Origin of the sequence: Aliiroseovarius sediminis, assembly GCF_022678485.1 — a bacterium.
In the GTDB taxonomy this organism is placed as follows: Bacteria; Pseudomonadota; Alphaproteobacteria; order Rhodobacterales; family Rhodobacteraceae; genus Aliiroseovarius; species Aliiroseovarius sediminis.
On the sequence record NZ_JALBYP010000025.1, the window covers coordinates 147,038 to 162,775 of the forward strand.

General features: G+C 58.2%; 16 protein-coding genes. 10 read left to right on the plus strand and 6 right to left on the minus strand.

The features are described 5' to 3' along the window. Positions 1-21 precede the first annotated feature (21 nt). On the minus strand, positions 22-720 hold the full coding sequence (locus MN186_RS06330) for a glutathione S-transferase N-terminal domain-containing protein (RefSeq protein ID WP_242113524.1): 699 nt from the start codon (positions 718-720) through the stop codon (positions 22-24). A 48-nt stretch (positions 721-768) separates the two neighbouring features. Then, a complete protein-coding gene (locus MN186_RS06335) occupies positions 769-1,140 on the minus strand; it encodes a tellurite resistance TerB family protein (RefSeq protein WP_242113560.1) in 372 nt (123 codons plus the stop codon). A 172-nt stretch (positions 1,141-1,312) separates the two neighbouring features. Between MN186_RS06335 and MN186_RS06340 the strand changes: the two genes are divergently transcribed. From MN186_RS06340 to MN186_RS06360, 5 genes are all read left to right on the plus strand, one after another. After that, on the plus strand, positions 1,313-2,959 hold the full coding sequence (locus tag MN186_RS06340) for a lysine--tRNA ligase (RefSeq protein WP_242113525.1): 1,647 nt from the start codon (positions 1,313-1,315) through the stop codon (positions 2,957-2,959). 214 nt (positions 2,960-3,173) lie between these two features. Beyond that, on the plus strand, positions 3,174-5,465 hold the full coding sequence (locus MN186_RS06345) for a glycoside hydrolase family 55 protein (protein WP_242113526.1): 2,292 nt from the start codon (positions 3,174-3,176) through the stop codon (positions 5,463-5,465). 227 nt (positions 5,466-5,692) lie between these two features. Then, complete coding sequence (gene ppk2, locus MN186_RS06350) at positions 5,693-6,595, plus strand: polyphosphate kinase 2 (protein ID WP_242113561.1); 903 nt, start codon at positions 5,693-5,695, stop codon at positions 6,593-6,595. Positions 6,596-6,744: 149 nt separating this feature from the next. Next, positions 6,745-7,881: a lytic murein transglycosylase gene (locus MN186_RS06355; protein ID WP_242113527.1), complete on the plus strand. Its 1,137-nt coding sequence runs from the start codon at positions 6,745-6,747 to the stop codon at positions 7,879-7,881. 72 nt (positions 7,882-7,953) lie between these two features. Further along, positions 7,954-9,345, plus strand: a complete 1,392-nt coding sequence (locus MN186_RS06360) for an MATE family efflux transporter (protein WP_242113528.1) — start codon at positions 7,954-7,956, stop codon at positions 9,343-9,345. Positions 9,346-9,390: 45 nt separating this feature from the next. On the opposite strand, the gene MN186_RS06365 is transcribed toward MN186_RS06360, so the two are convergent. Then, positions 9,391-10,593 (minus strand): pyridoxal phosphate-dependent aminotransferase, encoded by a 1,203-nt coding sequence (locus tag MN186_RS06365; protein ID WP_242113529.1) that lies wholly within the window; start codon positions 10,591-10,593, stop codon positions 9,391-9,393. A 108-nt stretch (positions 10,594-10,701) separates the two neighbouring features. Here MN186_RS06365 and MN186_RS06370 point away from each other — a divergent pair, with 108 nt between their 5' ends. From MN186_RS06370 to MN186_RS06380, 3 genes are all read left to right on the plus strand, one after another. Beyond that, entirely contained in the window at positions 10,702-11,154 is a 453-nt protein-coding gene (locus MN186_RS06370) for a helix-turn-helix domain-containing protein (protein WP_242113530.1), read from the plus strand. Next, entirely contained in the window at positions 11,151-11,459 is a 309-nt protein-coding gene (locus tag MN186_RS06375) for a succinate dehydrogenase assembly factor 2 (protein ID WP_242113531.1), read from the plus strand. Before MN186_RS06370 ends, MN186_RS06375 begins: the two co-directional genes overlap by 4 nt. Positions 11,460-11,564: 105 nt before the next feature. After that, positions 11,565-12,062, plus strand: a complete 498-nt coding sequence (locus MN186_RS06380; RefSeq protein WP_420838905.1) for a MarR family winged helix-turn-helix transcriptional regulator — start codon at positions 11,565-11,567, stop codon at positions 12,060-12,062. On the opposite strand, the gene MN186_RS06385 is transcribed toward MN186_RS06380, so the two are convergent. Both MN186_RS06385 and MN186_RS06390 read right to left on the minus strand, forming a co-directional pair. Continuing rightward, positions 12,056-12,778, minus strand: coding sequence for a DUF1194 domain-containing protein (locus MN186_RS06385; protein ID WP_242113532.1), 723 nt, complete (start codon positions 12,776-12,778; stop codon positions 12,056-12,058). The two genes, MN186_RS06380 and MN186_RS06385, sit on opposite strands and share 7 nt — an antisense overlap. After that, entirely contained in the window at positions 12,778-13,206 is a 429-nt protein-coding gene (locus MN186_RS06390; RefSeq protein ID WP_242113533.1) for a VOC family protein, read from the minus strand. The genes MN186_RS06385 and MN186_RS06390 overlap by 1 nt, the downstream gene beginning before the upstream one ends. Before the next feature lie 154 nt (positions 13,207-13,360). Between MN186_RS06390 and thyX the strand changes: the two genes are divergently transcribed. Continuing rightward, on the plus strand, positions 13,361-14,269 hold the full coding sequence (thyX, locus tag MN186_RS06395; RefSeq protein WP_242113534.1) for an FAD-dependent thymidylate synthase: 909 nt from the start codon (positions 13,361-13,363) through the stop codon (positions 14,267-14,269). A 97-nt stretch (positions 14,270-14,366) separates the two neighbouring features. Further along, a complete protein-coding gene (locus tag MN186_RS06400) occupies positions 14,367-15,242 on the plus strand; it encodes a P63C domain-containing protein (protein ID WP_242113535.1) in 876 nt (291 codons plus the stop codon). Positions 15,243-15,436: 194 nt separating this feature from the next. Here MN186_RS06400 and MN186_RS06405 read toward each other — a convergent pair whose 3' ends face one another. Next, positions 15,437-15,655 (minus strand): cold-shock protein, encoded by a 219-nt coding sequence (locus MN186_RS06405; RefSeq protein WP_242113536.1) that lies wholly within the window; start codon positions 15,653-15,655, stop codon positions 15,437-15,439. Positions 15,656-15,738: the final 83 nt, after the last annotated feature.

The window sequence follows — 15,738 nt, forward strand, 5'->3', positions numbered from 1 at the left end:
GAACGCCGTGGGCGCCTTTGTTCATGACTGCGACGGGATATCTACCGCGGCTTGCGAGGCAGGGCGGTCAGCACAGCCCGTATGCCAGCGCAGCACATTCGCATAGGATTCAAGCCCCAGCACGTCGGCCGCCTTATATCCGGTGAACAACGCGCGCACCCAAGGCCAGATCGCGATGTCGGCGATGGAATACGCATCGCCTGCAACGAAAGAGCGACCTTCAAGCCTTTGATCAAGAACGGATAACAGCCGCTTTGTCTCGTTTGTGTAGCGCTGCAGCGGGCGGGGGTCTTCGATCTCTTTTCCGCCAAAGGCATAGAAGAACCCGAACTGCCCCAGCATCGGCCCCAAGCCGCCCATCTGCCACATCAGCCATTGCATAACCTCGGCCCGTTCGGTGGGGTCTTGGGGTATGAATTTACCTGTTTTTTCAGCTAAATATATAAGGATCGCACCGCTTTCCCATAAAGGTAGCGGGCGTCCGCCGGGGCCGTCGGGGTCGATGATCGCGGGGATCTTGTTGTTGGGGTTTAGCGACAGGAATTCCGGCGTGAATTGGTCATTGGTGGCGAAGCTGACCAGATGCGCTTCGTAAGGCAGGCCGGTTTCTTCCAACATGGCCGAAACCTTGACCCCATTCGGGGTCGGTAGCGAATAAAGCTGGATCACGCTGGGGTCTTTGGCAGGCCAGCGTTTGGTCACGTCGAACTGGTCGAGCATGTCGGTCCTTTCAGGGAGGGTATCGTCGTCCGCGCGGTGCGGGCGGGGTCACAAGGTCATATGTCGGGCGCGGGCGCCCCGTTCGATGGCCGCGGCGTGCAGGCGGTCGATGTTCAACTCGTATCTGATTTCCTCGAGCAGACGCAACTCGGTATTGCGCAGAGCGCCGTCTGCGGCGGCCACGTCGCAAGCCAGCGCATAGGCGGTTTCCCACAGCGTTTCCGGCAGGTTGTCGCGAACCAGCCCGAACAGCGCATCCAGCCCGTCTTCAACGCTGAACAGGTCGAATACGGTTTGCGATACTGTCTTGACCCTGTCGGCGTCATAGGTCGCAAACACGGGCAGATGATTGACGATTTCTTCGATCTTGACCAGTTCGGCCGAGTTGATCTGTTCGTCCGACGCCGAGACTGCGATCATGACAGCGATCAGGCAATCTTCGGGGGTCAGCGAATGGGGGATGCTTTGCACGTTGGAGGCTCCTGTTTGTTGCGGTGCAGAATATTGACCCGACGCCAACATCGCAATAGGGAGTGAGACGATCACCATGCGCGTGGGGCAGGTGCCCCGTGCCACGAAAGGAAAATGCACGATGTCCGAGATGCGAGACGCCGCGATGAGCTCCAAAGCCTGGCCCTTTGAAGAGGCGCGCCGGGTGCTCAAACGCTATCAAAAGGCACCGCCGGAAAAGGGATTCGTGCTGTTCGAAACCGGTTACGGCCCGTCGGGGCTGCCTCATATCGGCACCTTTGGCGAGGTGGCGCGCACAACGATGATCAAGCGCGCCTTCGAGGTGATTTCCGACATCCCGACCAAGCTGATCTGCTTTTCCGACGATCTTGACGGGATGCGCAAAATTCCCGGCAACGTGCCCAATGCAGAGGGGTTGCAGGAGCATTTGCAAAAACCGCTGACATCGGTCCCTGATCCGTTTGGCACCCATGACAGTTTCGGAGATCACAACAACGCCATGTTGCGCCGGTTCCTGGACACGTTCGGCTTTGAATACGAGTTCTATTCGGCCACTGAATTCTATCGCTCGGGTCAGTTCGACGAGGTGCTGAAGCGCGCCGTCGATAAATATGACGAGATCATGGAGGTCATGCTGGCCAGTCTGCGCGAAGAGCGGCGTCAGTCCTATTCCATCTTTCTGCCGATCCACCCCGAAACCGGGCGGGTGCTTTATGTGCCGATGAAAGAGGTGAATGCCGAGAACCACACCATCACCTTCGACGACGAGAACGGGCGCGAATGGACGCTGCCGGTGACTGGCGGTAATGTTAAGCTGCAATGGAAACCTGATTTCGGCGCGCGCTGGGCCGCGCTGGAAGTCGATTTCGAGATGTATGGCAAGGACCATTCCACCAACACGCCGATCTATGACAAGATTTGCCGCATCCTTGGTTGGCGTGCGCCGGAGCATTTCACATATGAGTTGTTTCTTGATGCTCATGGTCAGAAGATTTCGAAAACTTCGGGGAACGGGATTTCGATTGATGAATGGCTAACCTACGCGTCGACCGAAAGCCTTTCGTATTTCATGTATCTGAAGCCGAAAACCGCCAAGCGGATGCATTTTGATGTGATCCCGAAGGCAATGGACGAGTATCACCAGCAACTGCGCGCATATCCGACACAGGATGCGAAAGCGCAGTTGAACAACCCCGTGTGGCATATCCACGGGGGCGATGTGCCCGTGTCGAACATGGTGGTATCGTTCTCAATGTTGCTCAACCTTGCCTCGGTCGCATCTGCGGATGACAAGGATCAGTTGTGGGGCTTCATCAAGCGGTATGCGCCGGATGCCTCGCCCGATACCCATTCCGATCTGGATGCTGCCGCCGGGTATGCCGTTAAGTATTTTCAGGACTTCGTGGCGCCCGCGCGCACCTTCCGGGCGCCGACCGATCAGGAACGCGCGGCGATGGAAGAATTGGCGGCTGCTTTCCGCGATGGTGACACCGCGCTGGACGTGATCGCTCGCAAGAACGCGCAGATGGGAAATGATGACCCGGCGCCCGAGGTTGATTTCACCTCGGATGAATTCCTGCAATCCATCGTTTTCGCCGTGGGCAAGCTGCATGGGTTCGACAATCTGCGCGACTGGTTCAAGGCACTATACGAGGTGCTGATGGGCGCGAGCCAAGGCCCGCGTTTTGGCAGTTTTGCCGCCCTCTACGGTCCGGAAGAAACCGCCACTTTGATTGATCAGGGGCTGGCGGGCGACCTGATGAAATAGGATCGATCTTTAGATCTCGCTGACAAAGCGGCGCACCATCACGGTGCGCCGTTTTTTGTTGATGCAACGCCCCTGCGCACGGTGCTGTTAACCCTCGTTAAGCCCGGATTGCTAGCCCTGTCAGCGGTTTACCCCCGCACCCGACGCGATGGTGCAAGCGTGGCTGATGCGCGGCCACCGGGGGTTTGCATGTCTGGACCTGAAAGGGAAATCAATGAACAAGGCGATTACCGACGGGGTGGTGTATATGCCACCTGCATTCGAAGACGGGTTGGCGGTCTGGTCAAGCGAAGATGGCACACCGGGGTCGCAGACCTATACCGGAGCGGGCAACGCCGCATTGGTCCCGGCCGATCAGGATTTCGATGGTTGTCTGGAGCTTTTGAAGAACGAGACCACACAAAGGCTGCGCTACATGGGGCAAACGCCGTATGAGCAGGGGTGCTATTTGCGTGTGTCGGCGAAGGTGAAAGCAATCTCGGGCCCGCTTCCGTCGGTGCGTGTGGCGACCTGGGCGGCTCAGACGGGGGGCACCCATGCGAGTGGCAACCTGGAAACCGGGCCGGTGACCGCGCTGACCGCCTATGGCGAGGTGGTCGAAGTGTCGGCGATCATTGGGTCGGGCAGCCGCAACGGGGTCGATATGATCTGGGGCGGGGACGTGGCCTATGCCCATGTCGGGCTGGACCTGATCGGGTCAAATGGCGGCGTGGTGCGGATCGACGATCTGGTGGTCGAAGATGTCACCGGCGCCTATCTGCGCGACATGATGGATTGGGTCGATGTGCGCGATTTCGGGGCTGCGGGCGACGGGATCACCGATGACAAACCCGCGTTCGAGGCTGCAGATGCCGCATCAAACGGGCGCACCGTTCTGGTGCCCGAGGGCACATATCGCATCGGGTCGAACCTGACCTTGCATGCTGATATCCGGTTCGAAGGCACGGTCAGGATGGCCGATGATGTCTATCTGTCGCTCACGCGTAATTTTGACCTGCCCACCTATATCGACGCGTTCGGGACCGAACAGTTGGGCTTTCGCAAGGCGTTCCAGGCGCTTTTGCACTATGCCGATCACGAGATTCTGGACATGTGCGGGCGCCGCATCGATGTGACAGCACCGATCGACATGCAGGCTGCGTATAATGCGGGCGACACGTTCCTGATCCGGCGGGTGATTAAGAACGGGCAGTTCTATGTCATCGGTGGCCCGGCCTGGGACAGCGAAAATGCGTCGTCTGCAGCGAAATACAACCCCGCCAACCCCTACAAGCTTACCGATGTGGCGAACGTCGGGGCGGTGCAGGCCGGGTCGGTCGTGACTGGCGCCGGGGTGGGGCGCGAAGTCTATGTCAAAGCCGTGAATGTCGGCGCATCCGAGGTTGAGTTGAGCCAACCGCTGTGGGGGCCAGCCGCCAACCAGAACTATTCCTTCACCCGGCACAAATACGTGCTGGATTTCGGTGGGTTCGCGCAGGTCAACCGCATGAACCTGAGCCAAGTCGAATTTCAGTGCAACGGTCATGCGTCGGCCGTCATGCTTCCGCGCGATGGCGAGAACTTCGTCTTTCAGGACTGCTTTTTTATCAAGTCCAAGAACCGCGGCATCAGCTCGGTCGGGCGCGGCTGTCAGGATTTGCACCTTGACCGGTGTCAATTCATCTCGAACGAACAAAACCAGCCGGCGACCACGCGCCAATCGGTTGCGTTCAATGTCAACGCCAATGACGCGAAGATCCGCGATAATCGGTTCCAGCGGATGGGGACCTCGATGGTGCTGCATGGCTCGGGCCATATCATTCAGGGCAACCACCTGTTTCAAGGCGACGAGGTGACAGATGGCCCCCGCGTGGCTGGTATGGTGTTCACGTATGAGAACAACAAGACAGTCCTGAACGGCAACTATGTCGACAACTGCTTCATCGAATGGAACAACGAACATGATGCCTTCCCGGTGCACGGGTCGGAGTATTCGTTTGGCGGCATGACCATCACAGGCAATATCTTTACCGCAAACGATGTTGCGTCGTGGTTTAACTGGATACTGATCAAACCCTTCGGTCCGGGCCATTACGTGTCGGGGCTGCATGTAACGAACAACACGTTCCGCACGATTGCGGGTGCGATCAACCGGGTTGAAGGTGTCGTCACGACCCATGCCGATCTGGATTACTGGAGCATGAAGGACGTCACCTTTGAAAACAACGCGTTCACGGGGGTCAGCCAGAAAACGGTGTCGCCGGTCACGTTGGAGTTTAACCAGAACACGGTGTCGGCGACCTGGACACTGGATGGATCGGCCTATTTCCCGTTCGGTGGCAATGCGCGCACTGTGCCCAGCGTGACGATCGAAGGCGATCTGCGCGATGGTGCGAACAACCAAGTTTGGGATAACCCGCATGTGTTGGTGAACCAGGGTCCGGCTTTCAAACTTGCCCGCCTGAGGTGGTCGCGCCCGGTGCGCGGGACCGCTCATGTGACGATGCGGGTGGATCGCCCGGTTTAGGAAAGCTCGGTATGGCCAACAAAAGGCTCGCGGTTTCGCGGGCCTTTTTTTAATGGCGAAATCGGGCTCTTCGTTGATTCGGATCAAAGCGCGACAGGGCGCAAGATGCTAGCCAGACGCAGACCCTCAAAACAGGAGCCATGCGCATGACAGCGAAACAAACCCGTGCAACAAAAAATCCCGTGAAAGCGGCCAATAATGCGCCGGAAGCACCGGCTGCAAGTGCCATGGCAACACCCGAAAACCTGCCTGAAGGCGATGCCGTGTTTCCTACCGTTAACGATGACAAAATTCGCCAGACCTTCGAGAATGGCGAATACCCTTATACGGACAAGATGGGGCGCAAGGAATACGAAGCAACCAAGGCGCAACTGCAGGCCGAGCTTTTGAAGGTTCAGCGCTGGGTGGGTGAAACGGGTCAGAAATTTGTGATGTTGTTTGAAGGCCGCGATGCAGCCGGCAAGGGCGGCACGATCAAGCGTTTCATGGAACATTTGAACCCCCGCGAGGCGCGTGTCGTCGCGCTGAACAAGCCCACCGACGAAGAGCGGGGGCAATGGTATTACCAGCGCTACATCCAGCACCTGCCGACGGCGGGGGAAATGGTGTTCTATGACCGCTCGTGGTATAATCGTGCTGGTGTTGAACGGGTGATGGGCTTTTGTAGCCCGAACGAATACTTGGAATTCATGCGCCAGACGCCGGAATTTGAAAGGATGCTGACGCGGTCGGGTGTCCAGCTTTATAAATACTGGTTCTCGGTCACACAGGAAGAGCAGAAGCGCCGTTTTGATAGCCGCAAGGGTGACCCTCTGAAGCGGTGGAAGCTCAGCCCGGTCGATGTGGCGTCGCTGTCGAAATGGGATGACTACACCGAAGCGAAAGAGGCAATGTTCTTCTATACACACACGGCCGATGCGCCTTGGACGATCATCAAGTCGAACGACAAGAAACGCGCGCGTCTTGCTTGTATGCGCCATTTCCTGTCCACGATCGAATATCCCGACAAGGATCACGCGCTTGTCGGCCAGCCCGATCCACTGATCGTTGGCCATGCCAGCCAGGTTATTCACAACGCCGATCACATTTTGGGTGCCAGCCTGCATCCCGATCAGCGTCGCAGCAACTAGGGGCTTGCAACCCACCTAACGCCGAAAGGGGGCCAAATTGGCCCCCTTTTTTGCTTTTTCGCGCCGAGGCCACCGGACCACAAAACCGATGCTTGCGTTCATATCAAGGCCCGATAAGCTTGCGGGAAAACAAGAGCAGGTGATGTCCCATGTTATATTCCCGACGTGTCATAAGTTTCGGTATCGCCGGTCTGGTTCTAGCCGGCTGTGGCGCGGGACGCACATCGCGTCCGGTTGCCGGGGCGGGGATGCGACCCGCGCCCAACGCCGCCTTTGATCGCTGGATTCTGGGTGCGAGGTCACGGGCCAAAGCGCGCGGGATCAGCGAGGCAACCGTCGCCCGCGCGTTTCGCAATGTGGGCTATCTTCCGGGCGTGATTGAGCGTGATCGCAATCAGACCGAGTTCGTCCGCTCGTTCGAGGATTACATGGCCATCGCCGCATCAGACGACCGGATCGCCAAAGGCCGCGACATGCTGCGCCAACACGCGCGTCTTCTGTCGCAGCTTGAAGCCAAGTATGGCGTCGAAAAAGAAGTGATTGTTGCTGTCTGGGGCTTGGAAAGCCGTTATGGCGAACGGCGCGGGGACGTGCCCGTGATCTCGGCGCTGTCCACGCTGGCCTTCGATGGGCGGCGGGGCAAGTTTTTCGAAGGCCAGTTGATGGCCGCCCTGAAAATTCTTGAACGCGGCGACGTGTCAGCTGATCGTATGACTGGCAGTTGGGCGGGCGCAATGGGCCATACGCAGTTTATTCCGACCTCGTATCTGGCCTATGCCGTGGATCACCGGGGCGACGGACGGCGTGACATTTGGTCGGACGATCCGACGGACGCGCTGGCCTCGACTGCGGCTTATCTCAGCCGGTCTGGCTGGAATCGCGGACAACGTTGGGGGGACGAGATTACGGGCCGCGCGCCAACGGGCCGTGGCCGGGTCGTGAAGCCCGCAGGTGACAGTGGGCCCGTGTTCGAGGTCTATGACAACTATCGCGTGATCGGGCGATACAACAATGCGCAGAAATACATCATCGGTGTTGGGCATTTGTCGGATCGCCTGATGGGCCGCCCCGCGTTGCGCGGGACATTTGGCCCGGACGAATACGGTCTGACGCTGGAGGACCGCAAGGCATTGCAACGTGGTCTGACCCGCGAAGGCTTCGACGTTGGCGAGGCCGATGGCGTGATTGGCCAAAAGACCCTGAGCGCAATCGAGGGCTTCCAGCGCGCCCGCGGAATGCCCGTCACAGGCCAGCCATCCCGGGCGCTGCTGGGCCTGCTGGTTTAACGCAAACAGAAAGCGCAGGCTGCCGCGATGCGAAGGCTTGCCCCCCTCAGATTTCCGGCTTAGGTCTGGGTGATGATACAAAGCCTCACCCTTTCCCAGCACATGCGCGCGGTCCTTGTGCTTGGCCTGCCGCTGGTCGGGTCGCATCTGGCGCAATTCGCCGTGCAGATCATCGACACGATCATGTTGGGTTGGTACGGGGTCGAGGAACTGGCCGCTGTCACGCTGGCGGGGACCTTTTTGTTCCTGTTTATCATCATGGGATCCGGTCCGGCTTGGGCGTTGATGCCGATGATTGCCGAAGCGTCGGAAGAAGGCGATGACGTGCGGATGCGTCGCCTGACCCGGATGGCGATGTGGTTCTCGGTCGGATTTGCGCTGACGGCGCTTCCTCTTATGTGGATGTCGGCGCCGATCCTGCGGGCCATGGGGCAGGATGCGGAACTAAGTCTGATGGCGCAGGATTACCTGCGTATCGCAGGTGTGGGGTTGGTACCTGCGCTGCTGGTCATGTCGCTGAAAAGCTATCTTGCGGCGCTGGAACATACGCGCATTGTGCTGTGGGCAACGTTGCTGGCGGCGGGGATGAACGGCGTGATCAACTATGCCCTGATTTTCGGAAATTGGGGTGCGCCCGAACTGGGTCTGCAAGGCGCCGCCATCGCATCGGTGATCATCCAGATCGCATCGGGGCTGGTTCTGATCGTTTACGCCGCGCGGCTGAACGCCGAACACGGTCTGTTCCGCCGCCTGTGGAAGCCGGATTGGGAGGCGCTGGGCCACCTGTTGAAACTGGGCATTCCCATCGGTCTGACAACCTTGGCCGAGGTCGGTATGTTTTCGGCATCGACCGTGGTGGTGGGGTTGATCGGCACGCTTGAACTGGCCGCGCATGGCATCGCACTTCAGATCACTGCGGCCTTTTTCATGGTGCATCTGGGCCTGTCGAACACCGCCACCGTGCGGGCGGGCCGCGCTTTGGGCCGCAAAGACGAGGTCAGCTTGCGCCGAGGGGCGTTGGCGGTGACGCTCGCATCGCTTTTGGTTGGCGGGGTCACGGTTATCCTGTTTCTGGGCATACCCGACGTGATGATAAAGCTGTTTCTGCATCCCGACGAGGTGCAACGCGACCAGATCGTGGCGTTGGGCACCGTGTTGTTGGTCGTCGCGGCGCTGTTCCAGTTGGCAGACGGGGCGCAGGCGATTGCGATGGGGCTGTTGCGCGGCGTGCAGGATACGCGCGTTCCGATGATCATCGCCTCGCTCAGCTATTGGGGCGTCGGCATGACGATGTCTTACGTTCTGGGCATCACGTTGGGCTATGGCGCACTGGGCGTCTGGATCGGCCTGTTGCTGGGTTTGGTCAGCGCGGGGATATTTATGTCCTGGCGGTTCTGGACGCGTATGTCGCGCATTGCCCCTGGACAGCCAGTCGCCGTCACCAGCGGGTCACCCCTTCCTTAGGCTGTTGGCCTTCTTGCGCACCGACACAACGAGCGCGCCTTCGTATCATCGAAGGCTTCTGCAAAATTCTTGAATGCGGGTGCAAGCCTCGTTCAACGCCTCGTCCGAGGTCGCATAGCTCACCCGGAAATTCGGACTAAGCCCGAAGGCTGAACCAAACACGACCGCAACGCCTTTTTCCTCAAGCAAAGCCTTGGCGAACACCTCGTCACTGTCGATTGTCACGCCTGCGGGCGTTGTCTTGCCCATGCAGCCCTTGATGGACGGATAGACATAAAACGCGCCGTCCGGCACCGGGCATTCCAGTCCCTCGGCAGCGTTCAGCATTTGCACGACAAGGTCACGGCGGCGCACGAAAGCCGCGTTGTTTTCGGCAATGAAGTCTTGCGGACCATTCAGCGCCTCGACCGCCGCCCATTGGCTGATCGAACAGGGGTTCGAGGTCGATTGCGATTGGATCTTGCGCATGGCCGAGATCAACTCGACAGGCCCGCCGGCATACCCAATCCGCCAACCCGTCATCGCATAGGCCTTGGACACGCCGTTGCAGGTTAGGGTGCGTCTGTACAGGTCAGGCTCGATCTGGGCCGGGGTGCAGAACTGGAACTCGTCATAGACCAGATGCTCGTACATATCGTCGCTCATCACCCAGACATGGGGATGGCGCAGCAGAACATCCGTCAACGCCTTCAACTGATCACGCGTGTATCCCGCCCCCGTCGGGTTCGAGGGCGAGTTGAAGATCAGCCATTTTGTCTTGGGCGTAATCGCGGCTTCCAGTTGTTCGGGTGTTATGCGAAAGCCGGTCTCGATCGGGCATTCCACGGCAACCGGCTCGCCCCCCGCCAGAAGCACCATGTCAGGATAGCTGACCCAGTAGGGTGCGGGGATGATCACCTCGTCGCCGGGGTTCAACGTGGCCATCAGCGCATTATAGAGGATCTGCTTGCCGCCGGTCCCGACCGAGATCTGGGCGGGCGTATAATCCAATCCGTTTTCCCGTCTGAACTTGTCACAGATCGCCTGTTTCAACTCTGGCATCCCATCGGGTGCGGTGTATTTCGTCTTGCCCGCGTCAATCGCTGCCTTCGCCGCCGTTTTGATGTGGTCCGGCGTGTCGAAATCAGGTTCACCTGCACCCAGCCCGATCACGTCACGCCCTGCGGCTTTCAATTCGGCCGCCAAGGTCGACACAGCGATTGTCGGTGATGGTTTTACGCGATCAAGTGTCGCTGATAGGAAAGTCATGACGCCCCCGATTTGTAAGTTGGCCTTATGTCTTTTAGGGTCACGGGCGACCTCGATCAAGCTTGAACCCGGCGCCGGGCAAGGCGCCTGAACAGTTAGGAAACACAGATGGACGATACGGTGCAGGAAAAAGCCCAAGATACCGGCTCTGATACGGGCTCGGATATCGCACAGGACGATGACTGGTTTTCAGAAGACGCCGCGACATTCGGTGACCGGCTTGCTGGCGCCCGCGAGGCCGTGGGCCTGAACCAGTCCCAACTGGCGCGTCGGATTGGCGTCAAGATCAAGACGCTACGCGGGTGGGAAGAAGACCTGTCCGAGCCGCGCGCCAATCACCTGCAAATGCTTTCCGGACTTCTGAATGTCTCGTTGCGGTGGCTGCTAACGGGCGAAGGAAATGGGGTCAGCGAGCCCGCCGCCGTATCAGACGAAATGCCCGAGGTGCGTGACTTGCTGTTGGAAATCAGGGACATCAAAGCCCAGATGGCACGGTCAGCCGACCAGCTTGGGCGGCTGGAAAAGCGACTGCGGCGGCGGCTTGAAGGGGCGGTGACATGAGCGGGCTTTCTCTGGACCATCTGAAGGAAACGCCCGGCGCGCGTCCGGGTGAAACGCGCGAGAACCGGATCAAGCGGTTGGCAATGCGCTCCATGCGGCGCGGGATCAAAGAGATGGACATCATACTGAGCCGATATGCCACCGCACGGCTTGGAGAGATGAACGATCAAGATCTTGACCAGTACGAAGCGCTTTTGGGTGAAAACGATCAAGATCTTTATCAATGGGTGTCAGGGCAGCAGACGCCGCCCGCGCATCTGGCCGACCTCATCGAACGGATCGCCCAGCAGACCGCGCCACGATAACAAGTCCCTGTTTGAGTAAAATTCTTGGCAACTGCTGACTGCATTTAACTGATTGTTCTCTTTTCGACCTCAATAGTCACCGTAGTAACTGGGTCGGAGAGACGGATGAGCATGCATTCCCGCGTAGGGCAGACAAACAATCAAACATTTGTGCATCAGTATCTTGAGGCATTGGCATTGGTCGAACGGCTGCATCGGCTGCTGCTTGACGTGATCAAAGATGAATTCGAACGCGTCGGCGTGTTAGAGGTGAACGCGGTTCAGGCGCTGCTTCTGTTCAACATCGGCGATAACGAGGTGACGGCGGGCGAACTGAAAACCCGCGGCTATTACCAAGGCTCGAACGTGTCATACAACCTGAAGAAGCTGGTGGATATGGGCTATATGCATCACCAGCGATGCGACATTGATCGCCGCAGCGTGCGGGTGCGCCTGACCGAAAAAGGGCGCAGCATTCGCGACACCGTGGCCGGGCTGTTTGAACGCCACGCTGATGGGTTACAATCGCGCGATGTGCTGTCGTCAACAGGGATCGAAGATATCAACGGCGCGTTAAAGCGGGTTGAACGGTATTGGACCGATCAGATTCGCTATATCTATTGATCGCCGTCAGGCCGCGCGTCTGACACGACCACACCCATTAACTCGCGCAGCAGCTTGCGGGCCATTGCGTTCTCGTAATCTTTGAAATCAACAGCCTGTTCGACGAACCGGCCAATGCCGTGGATGACAAGTTCTTCATAATAAGCCGCCAGATCGGTTTCGCCGTCGCCTGCGCCGATCACCAAGCCGTTGATCGTGATGCGATCAAAGTTGGATAACTGGCGCACATCCTGCGGACGCGGGCCGGAATTTGCAGGTCCATCGCCCGAGATATCCAGAGTCCGCGTCCAGCAATCGCGCTGTGTGAGCAGTCGTTCGCCAAATAGCATTGCCGCCCCCAACGCCGTCGACGGGTCAGCTTTGATGCGCCGCGTCGCGCGCAGGCGATCAGCGACTGATGAAACGTCAGTGCGATCCGTAATATGAACCCAATCCTGCAACAGCCGTTGATGGCCCGGGCCGCTCCATTCAAAAATGGCAAGCGCGACTGGGCGATCGGGCAGGGCAACCAGGGCCCGCAGCACCTCGGGTTGCTCAAGTGCGGCGGCCAGCCCGTCCAGTTGTAACCGGTATTCCGCCGCATCGACCGAGCCCGAGACATCCAGCCCCAGCGCGAGCGCCTGCCGACAGGTCGCGCCGGATTGCCCCAGCGCGTCACCTGTCCACAGCGCGGTCAACGCGGCAAGGGCCAAACATCGCAGACGCGTCCGCGCCATCACCAGTGACCGATGTTTTCCATGCTGGCCCAAGGCTCGGCCGGCTCCAGCCGCTCGCCCGCCTGCAACAGCTCGACCGAGATATTGTCGGGCGAACGCACGAAGGCCATATGTCCATCGCGCGGCGGTCGGTTGATCGTGACGCCATTGTCCATAAGGTGCTGACACATATCGTAAATATTCTCGACCTCATAGGCCAGATGTCCGAAATGGCGGCTATCCGATGGCAAGCCGTCATCGCCATCCCAGTTATGGGTCAGCTCGACGGGGCATTCCGGTTGGCCGGGGGGCGCCATGAAGATCAACGAGAAACGGCCCTCGTCCGAATCCATCTGGCGGGTTTTCTCAAGCCCAAGCAGTTCGAAAAACCGCATGGTTTCCTCAAGGTTCTTTACGCGGACCATCGTGTGCAGGTAACGGATTTTCATTTATATCCTCCGATTTTCTTGTCCAGTTCGACGCCAGCCTATCAGGTCAGCCCCCGAGGAAAAGCCTAAAGCCCCGATCTACGGCATCTTGCTGTTTTGCGATCTGGCTCGACTATATATAGTGGCCGGGCAACCATGAGACGAGAGATTCGACATGCCCCTGAGCCCCGAGCAGATCCGCGAAATCGAAGAGCAACGCTTGACCCCGCAACCGACCCTGCGCGCGGTCAGCCCCGGCATGGAAAAGCACCTTTATACGGCGCATGAAGTGCTGGATCACGGCTTTGTCCGGGTGATCGACTATATGGGTGATGACGCTGCCATTTGTCAGGCCGCGCGGGTGAGTTATGGCAAGGGCACCAAGTCGGTGCAGAACGACGAAGGCCTGATCCGCTACCTGATGCGCCACTGGCATTCGACCCCGTTTGAGATGTGCGAGATCAAGCTGCACGTCAAACTGCCCGTCTTCGTGGCGCGTCAGTGGATTCGCCACCGGACCGCGAATGTGAACGAATACTCGGCACGCTATTCGATCTTGGACCGCGAATTCTATATTCCCGCGCCCGAACATGTCGCCGCGCAGTCGGTGGTAAATAATCAGGGCAGGGGGGCTGCGCTGGAAGGCGAGGAAGCCGCACGCGTGCTGGAAATCCTGAAGGCCGACAGCAACCGCGCCTATGATCACTATGAACAGATGATCTCGGACGAGGGTCAATTGGGGCTGGCGCGGGAACTCGCGCGGATGAACCTGCCCGCCAACATCTATACCCAGTGGTATTGGAAGGTGGACCTGCACAACCTGTTCCACTTCCTGCGCCTGCGCGCCGACCACCACGCCCAATACGAAATCCGCGTCTATGCCGACGCGATCTGCAACATCGTCGCCGACTGGGTCCCCGCCGCCTATGGCGCGTTCGAGGATTACCGTCTGGGCGGCGCCCACCTGTCCGGCCGCGCCATGGACTGCGTGCGCCGCATGCTGAAAGGCGAAGAGGTCACGCAGGAGAACTCCGGCATGTCAAAGGGGGAGTGGCGTGAGTTTGAGGCGGAGTTGAAGGGGTAAGTTTCATATGTCCATTGAAAAGGATATCAGCCCCAATTGACATGACTTAATGGACATGAGAATGTATCCGCGAAAGCGGGTATTGCAAGGAATCGTCATGTCAGAAATGATCTCAAAGAAAGCAGAATTCTCGGGTGAGTTAGAGCTCGGCGATGTCAAATTGAGTTGCTTTGTCACTGCAGATGGAGAGCGATACATATCAGGTCGGAGTATAACCGCGGCTATCGGTATGAAGGGCCGTGGGCCGGGGGTGTCGCGAATTTCATCTAGCTCAACTCTAGGTCCTTATTTGAACAACTCCTTAAGGATAGCTCTTACTGAGCCTGCTCAAATTACGGGTAAGACTCCTATTGCTGTTCATGGTTACAGGGCGGAAATCCTGGCAGATGTCTGTGACGCGCTATTGGAGGCTCGAAAAGATGGCGCTTTAGTTTCTGAGCAAGAACAACGCTATGGGCAATATGCTGAAATGCTGGTGCGAGGTTTCGCTCGTGTTGGCATAGCTGCATTGGTGGACGAAGCAACAGGTTACCAAGAAGTCCGCGAACGAAAAGCGCTGCAAAAGATCCTTGATAAGTTTTTGAAGGATGAAGCTAGGACATGGTCAAAGACCTTTCCTGACGAATTCTGGGAAAAGCTTGTTAGAGTCAAAGGCTATGACAGTTATTTGGCTTTGAAGCGGCCAGCGTTTATTGGGCATTGGGTGAACGACATTGTTTACGATCGATTGGCACCCGGCATTAAGCAAAAACTACGCGACGTGAATCCTAGGAGCGAAGGTGGATCGCGCAGACGAAAACACCATCAGCATTTTACTGAAGACTACGGTTTGCCAGAGTTAAAAGACCACTTGAAAAAAGTAATGGTTCTGATGGATGCATCTTCAAACAAAAGGGAATTTGAGCGCTTGCTTGATCGTTCGCTGCCCAAATATGGCGCGACGATTGAAATGGCATTGGACGACGAGAATTAATTGTCTTGAGGGCTAGTCTTTGCCCGTGCCGCGCACGGGCACCGCCCGACCCTCCCCACGGGAGGGCGCTTCGCACCCACCCAGGGTCAGGCGCTGCCCTACGCAATTTTTGCGCGTCCTAACCACTCCCCCCAAAGAAAAACCCCGCCGAGTTTTCACTCCGCGGGGCCTCTCATTTCCTCAGGTCCAACCGATCAATCGGCCAGTTCAAGGTCCACGGCGGAGGAGCGGCCGTCGCGGCCCTCTTCCAAGCCAAAGCGGACTTTTTGGTTGTCAGCAAGGCCTGTCAGCCCCGACCGCTCAACCGCCGAGATGTGCACAAACACATCGTTGCCGCCGCCTTCCGGGGCGATAAAGCCGAAGCCTTTTGTGGTGTTGAACCATTTTACGGTGCCGGTTTGTTTGTCGGCCATGTCCGTCTCTCCTTCATAGGGGCACCGCGATGTGCGGGGCCTTCGTCGTGCAGTCAGGTATCGTCCGACTACGTGAAAGGAGG

Excerpts from the sequence above, each read along its gene's own strand:
- MN186_RS06370 (WP_242113530.1), top strand. The coding sequence starts at position 10,702 with ATGGACGATACGGTGCAGGAAAAAGCCCAAGATACCGGCTCTGATACG.
- ppk2 (WP_242113561.1), top strand. The coding sequence starts at position 5,693 with ATGGCAACACCCGAAAACCTGCCTGAAGGCGATGCCGTGTTTCCTACC.
- MN186_RS06345 (WP_242113526.1), top strand. The coding sequence starts at position 3,174 with ATGAACAAGGCGATTACCGACGGGGTGGTGTATATGCCACCTGCATTC.
- MN186_RS06400 (WP_242113535.1), top strand. The coding sequence starts at position 14,367 with ATGTCAGAAATGATCTCAAAGAAAGCAGAATTCTCGGGTGAGTTAGAG.
- MN186_RS06390 (WP_242113533.1), bottom strand. The coding sequence starts at position 13,206 with ATGAAAATCCGTTACCTGCACACGATGGTCCGCGTAAAGAACCTTGAG.
- MN186_RS06330 (WP_242113524.1), bottom strand. The coding sequence starts at position 720 with ATGCTCGACCAGTTCGACGTGACCAAACGCTGGCCTGCCAAAGACCCC.
- MN186_RS06355 (WP_242113527.1), top strand. The coding sequence starts at position 6,745 with ATGTTATATTCCCGACGTGTCATAAGTTTCGGTATCGCCGGTCTGGTT.
- MN186_RS06380 (WP_420838905.1), top strand. The coding sequence starts at position 11,565 with ATGAGCATGCATTCCCGCGTAGGGCAGACAAACAATCAAACATTTGTG.
- MN186_RS06360 (WP_242113528.1), top strand. The coding sequence starts at position 7,954 with ATGATACAAAGCCTCACCCTTTCCCAGCACATGCGCGCGGTCCTTGTG.
- MN186_RS06375 (WP_242113531.1), top strand. The coding sequence starts at position 11,151 with ATGAGCGGGCTTTCTCTGGACCATCTGAAGGAAACGCCCGGCGCGCGT.
- MN186_RS06385 (WP_242113532.1), bottom strand. The coding sequence starts at position 12,778 with ATGGCGCGGACGCGTCTGCGATGTTTGGCCCTTGCCGCGTTGACCGCG.
- MN186_RS06365 (WP_242113529.1), bottom strand. The coding sequence starts at position 10,593 with ATGACTTTCCTATCAGCGACACTTGATCGCGTAAAACCATCACCGACA.
- MN186_RS06340 (WP_242113525.1), top strand. The coding sequence starts at position 1,313 with ATGTCCGAGATGCGAGACGCCGCGATGAGCTCCAAAGCCTGGCCCTTT.
- MN186_RS06405 (WP_242113536.1), bottom strand. The coding sequence starts at position 15,655 with ATGGCCGACAAACAAACCGGCACCGTAAAATGGTTCAACACCACAAAA.
- thyX (WP_242113534.1), top strand. The coding sequence starts at position 13,361 with ATGCCCCTGAGCCCCGAGCAGATCCGCGAAATCGAAGAGCAACGCTTG.
- MN186_RS06335 (WP_242113560.1), bottom strand. The coding sequence starts at position 1,140 with ATGATCGCAGTCTCGGCGTCGGACGAACAGATCAACTCGGCCGAACTG.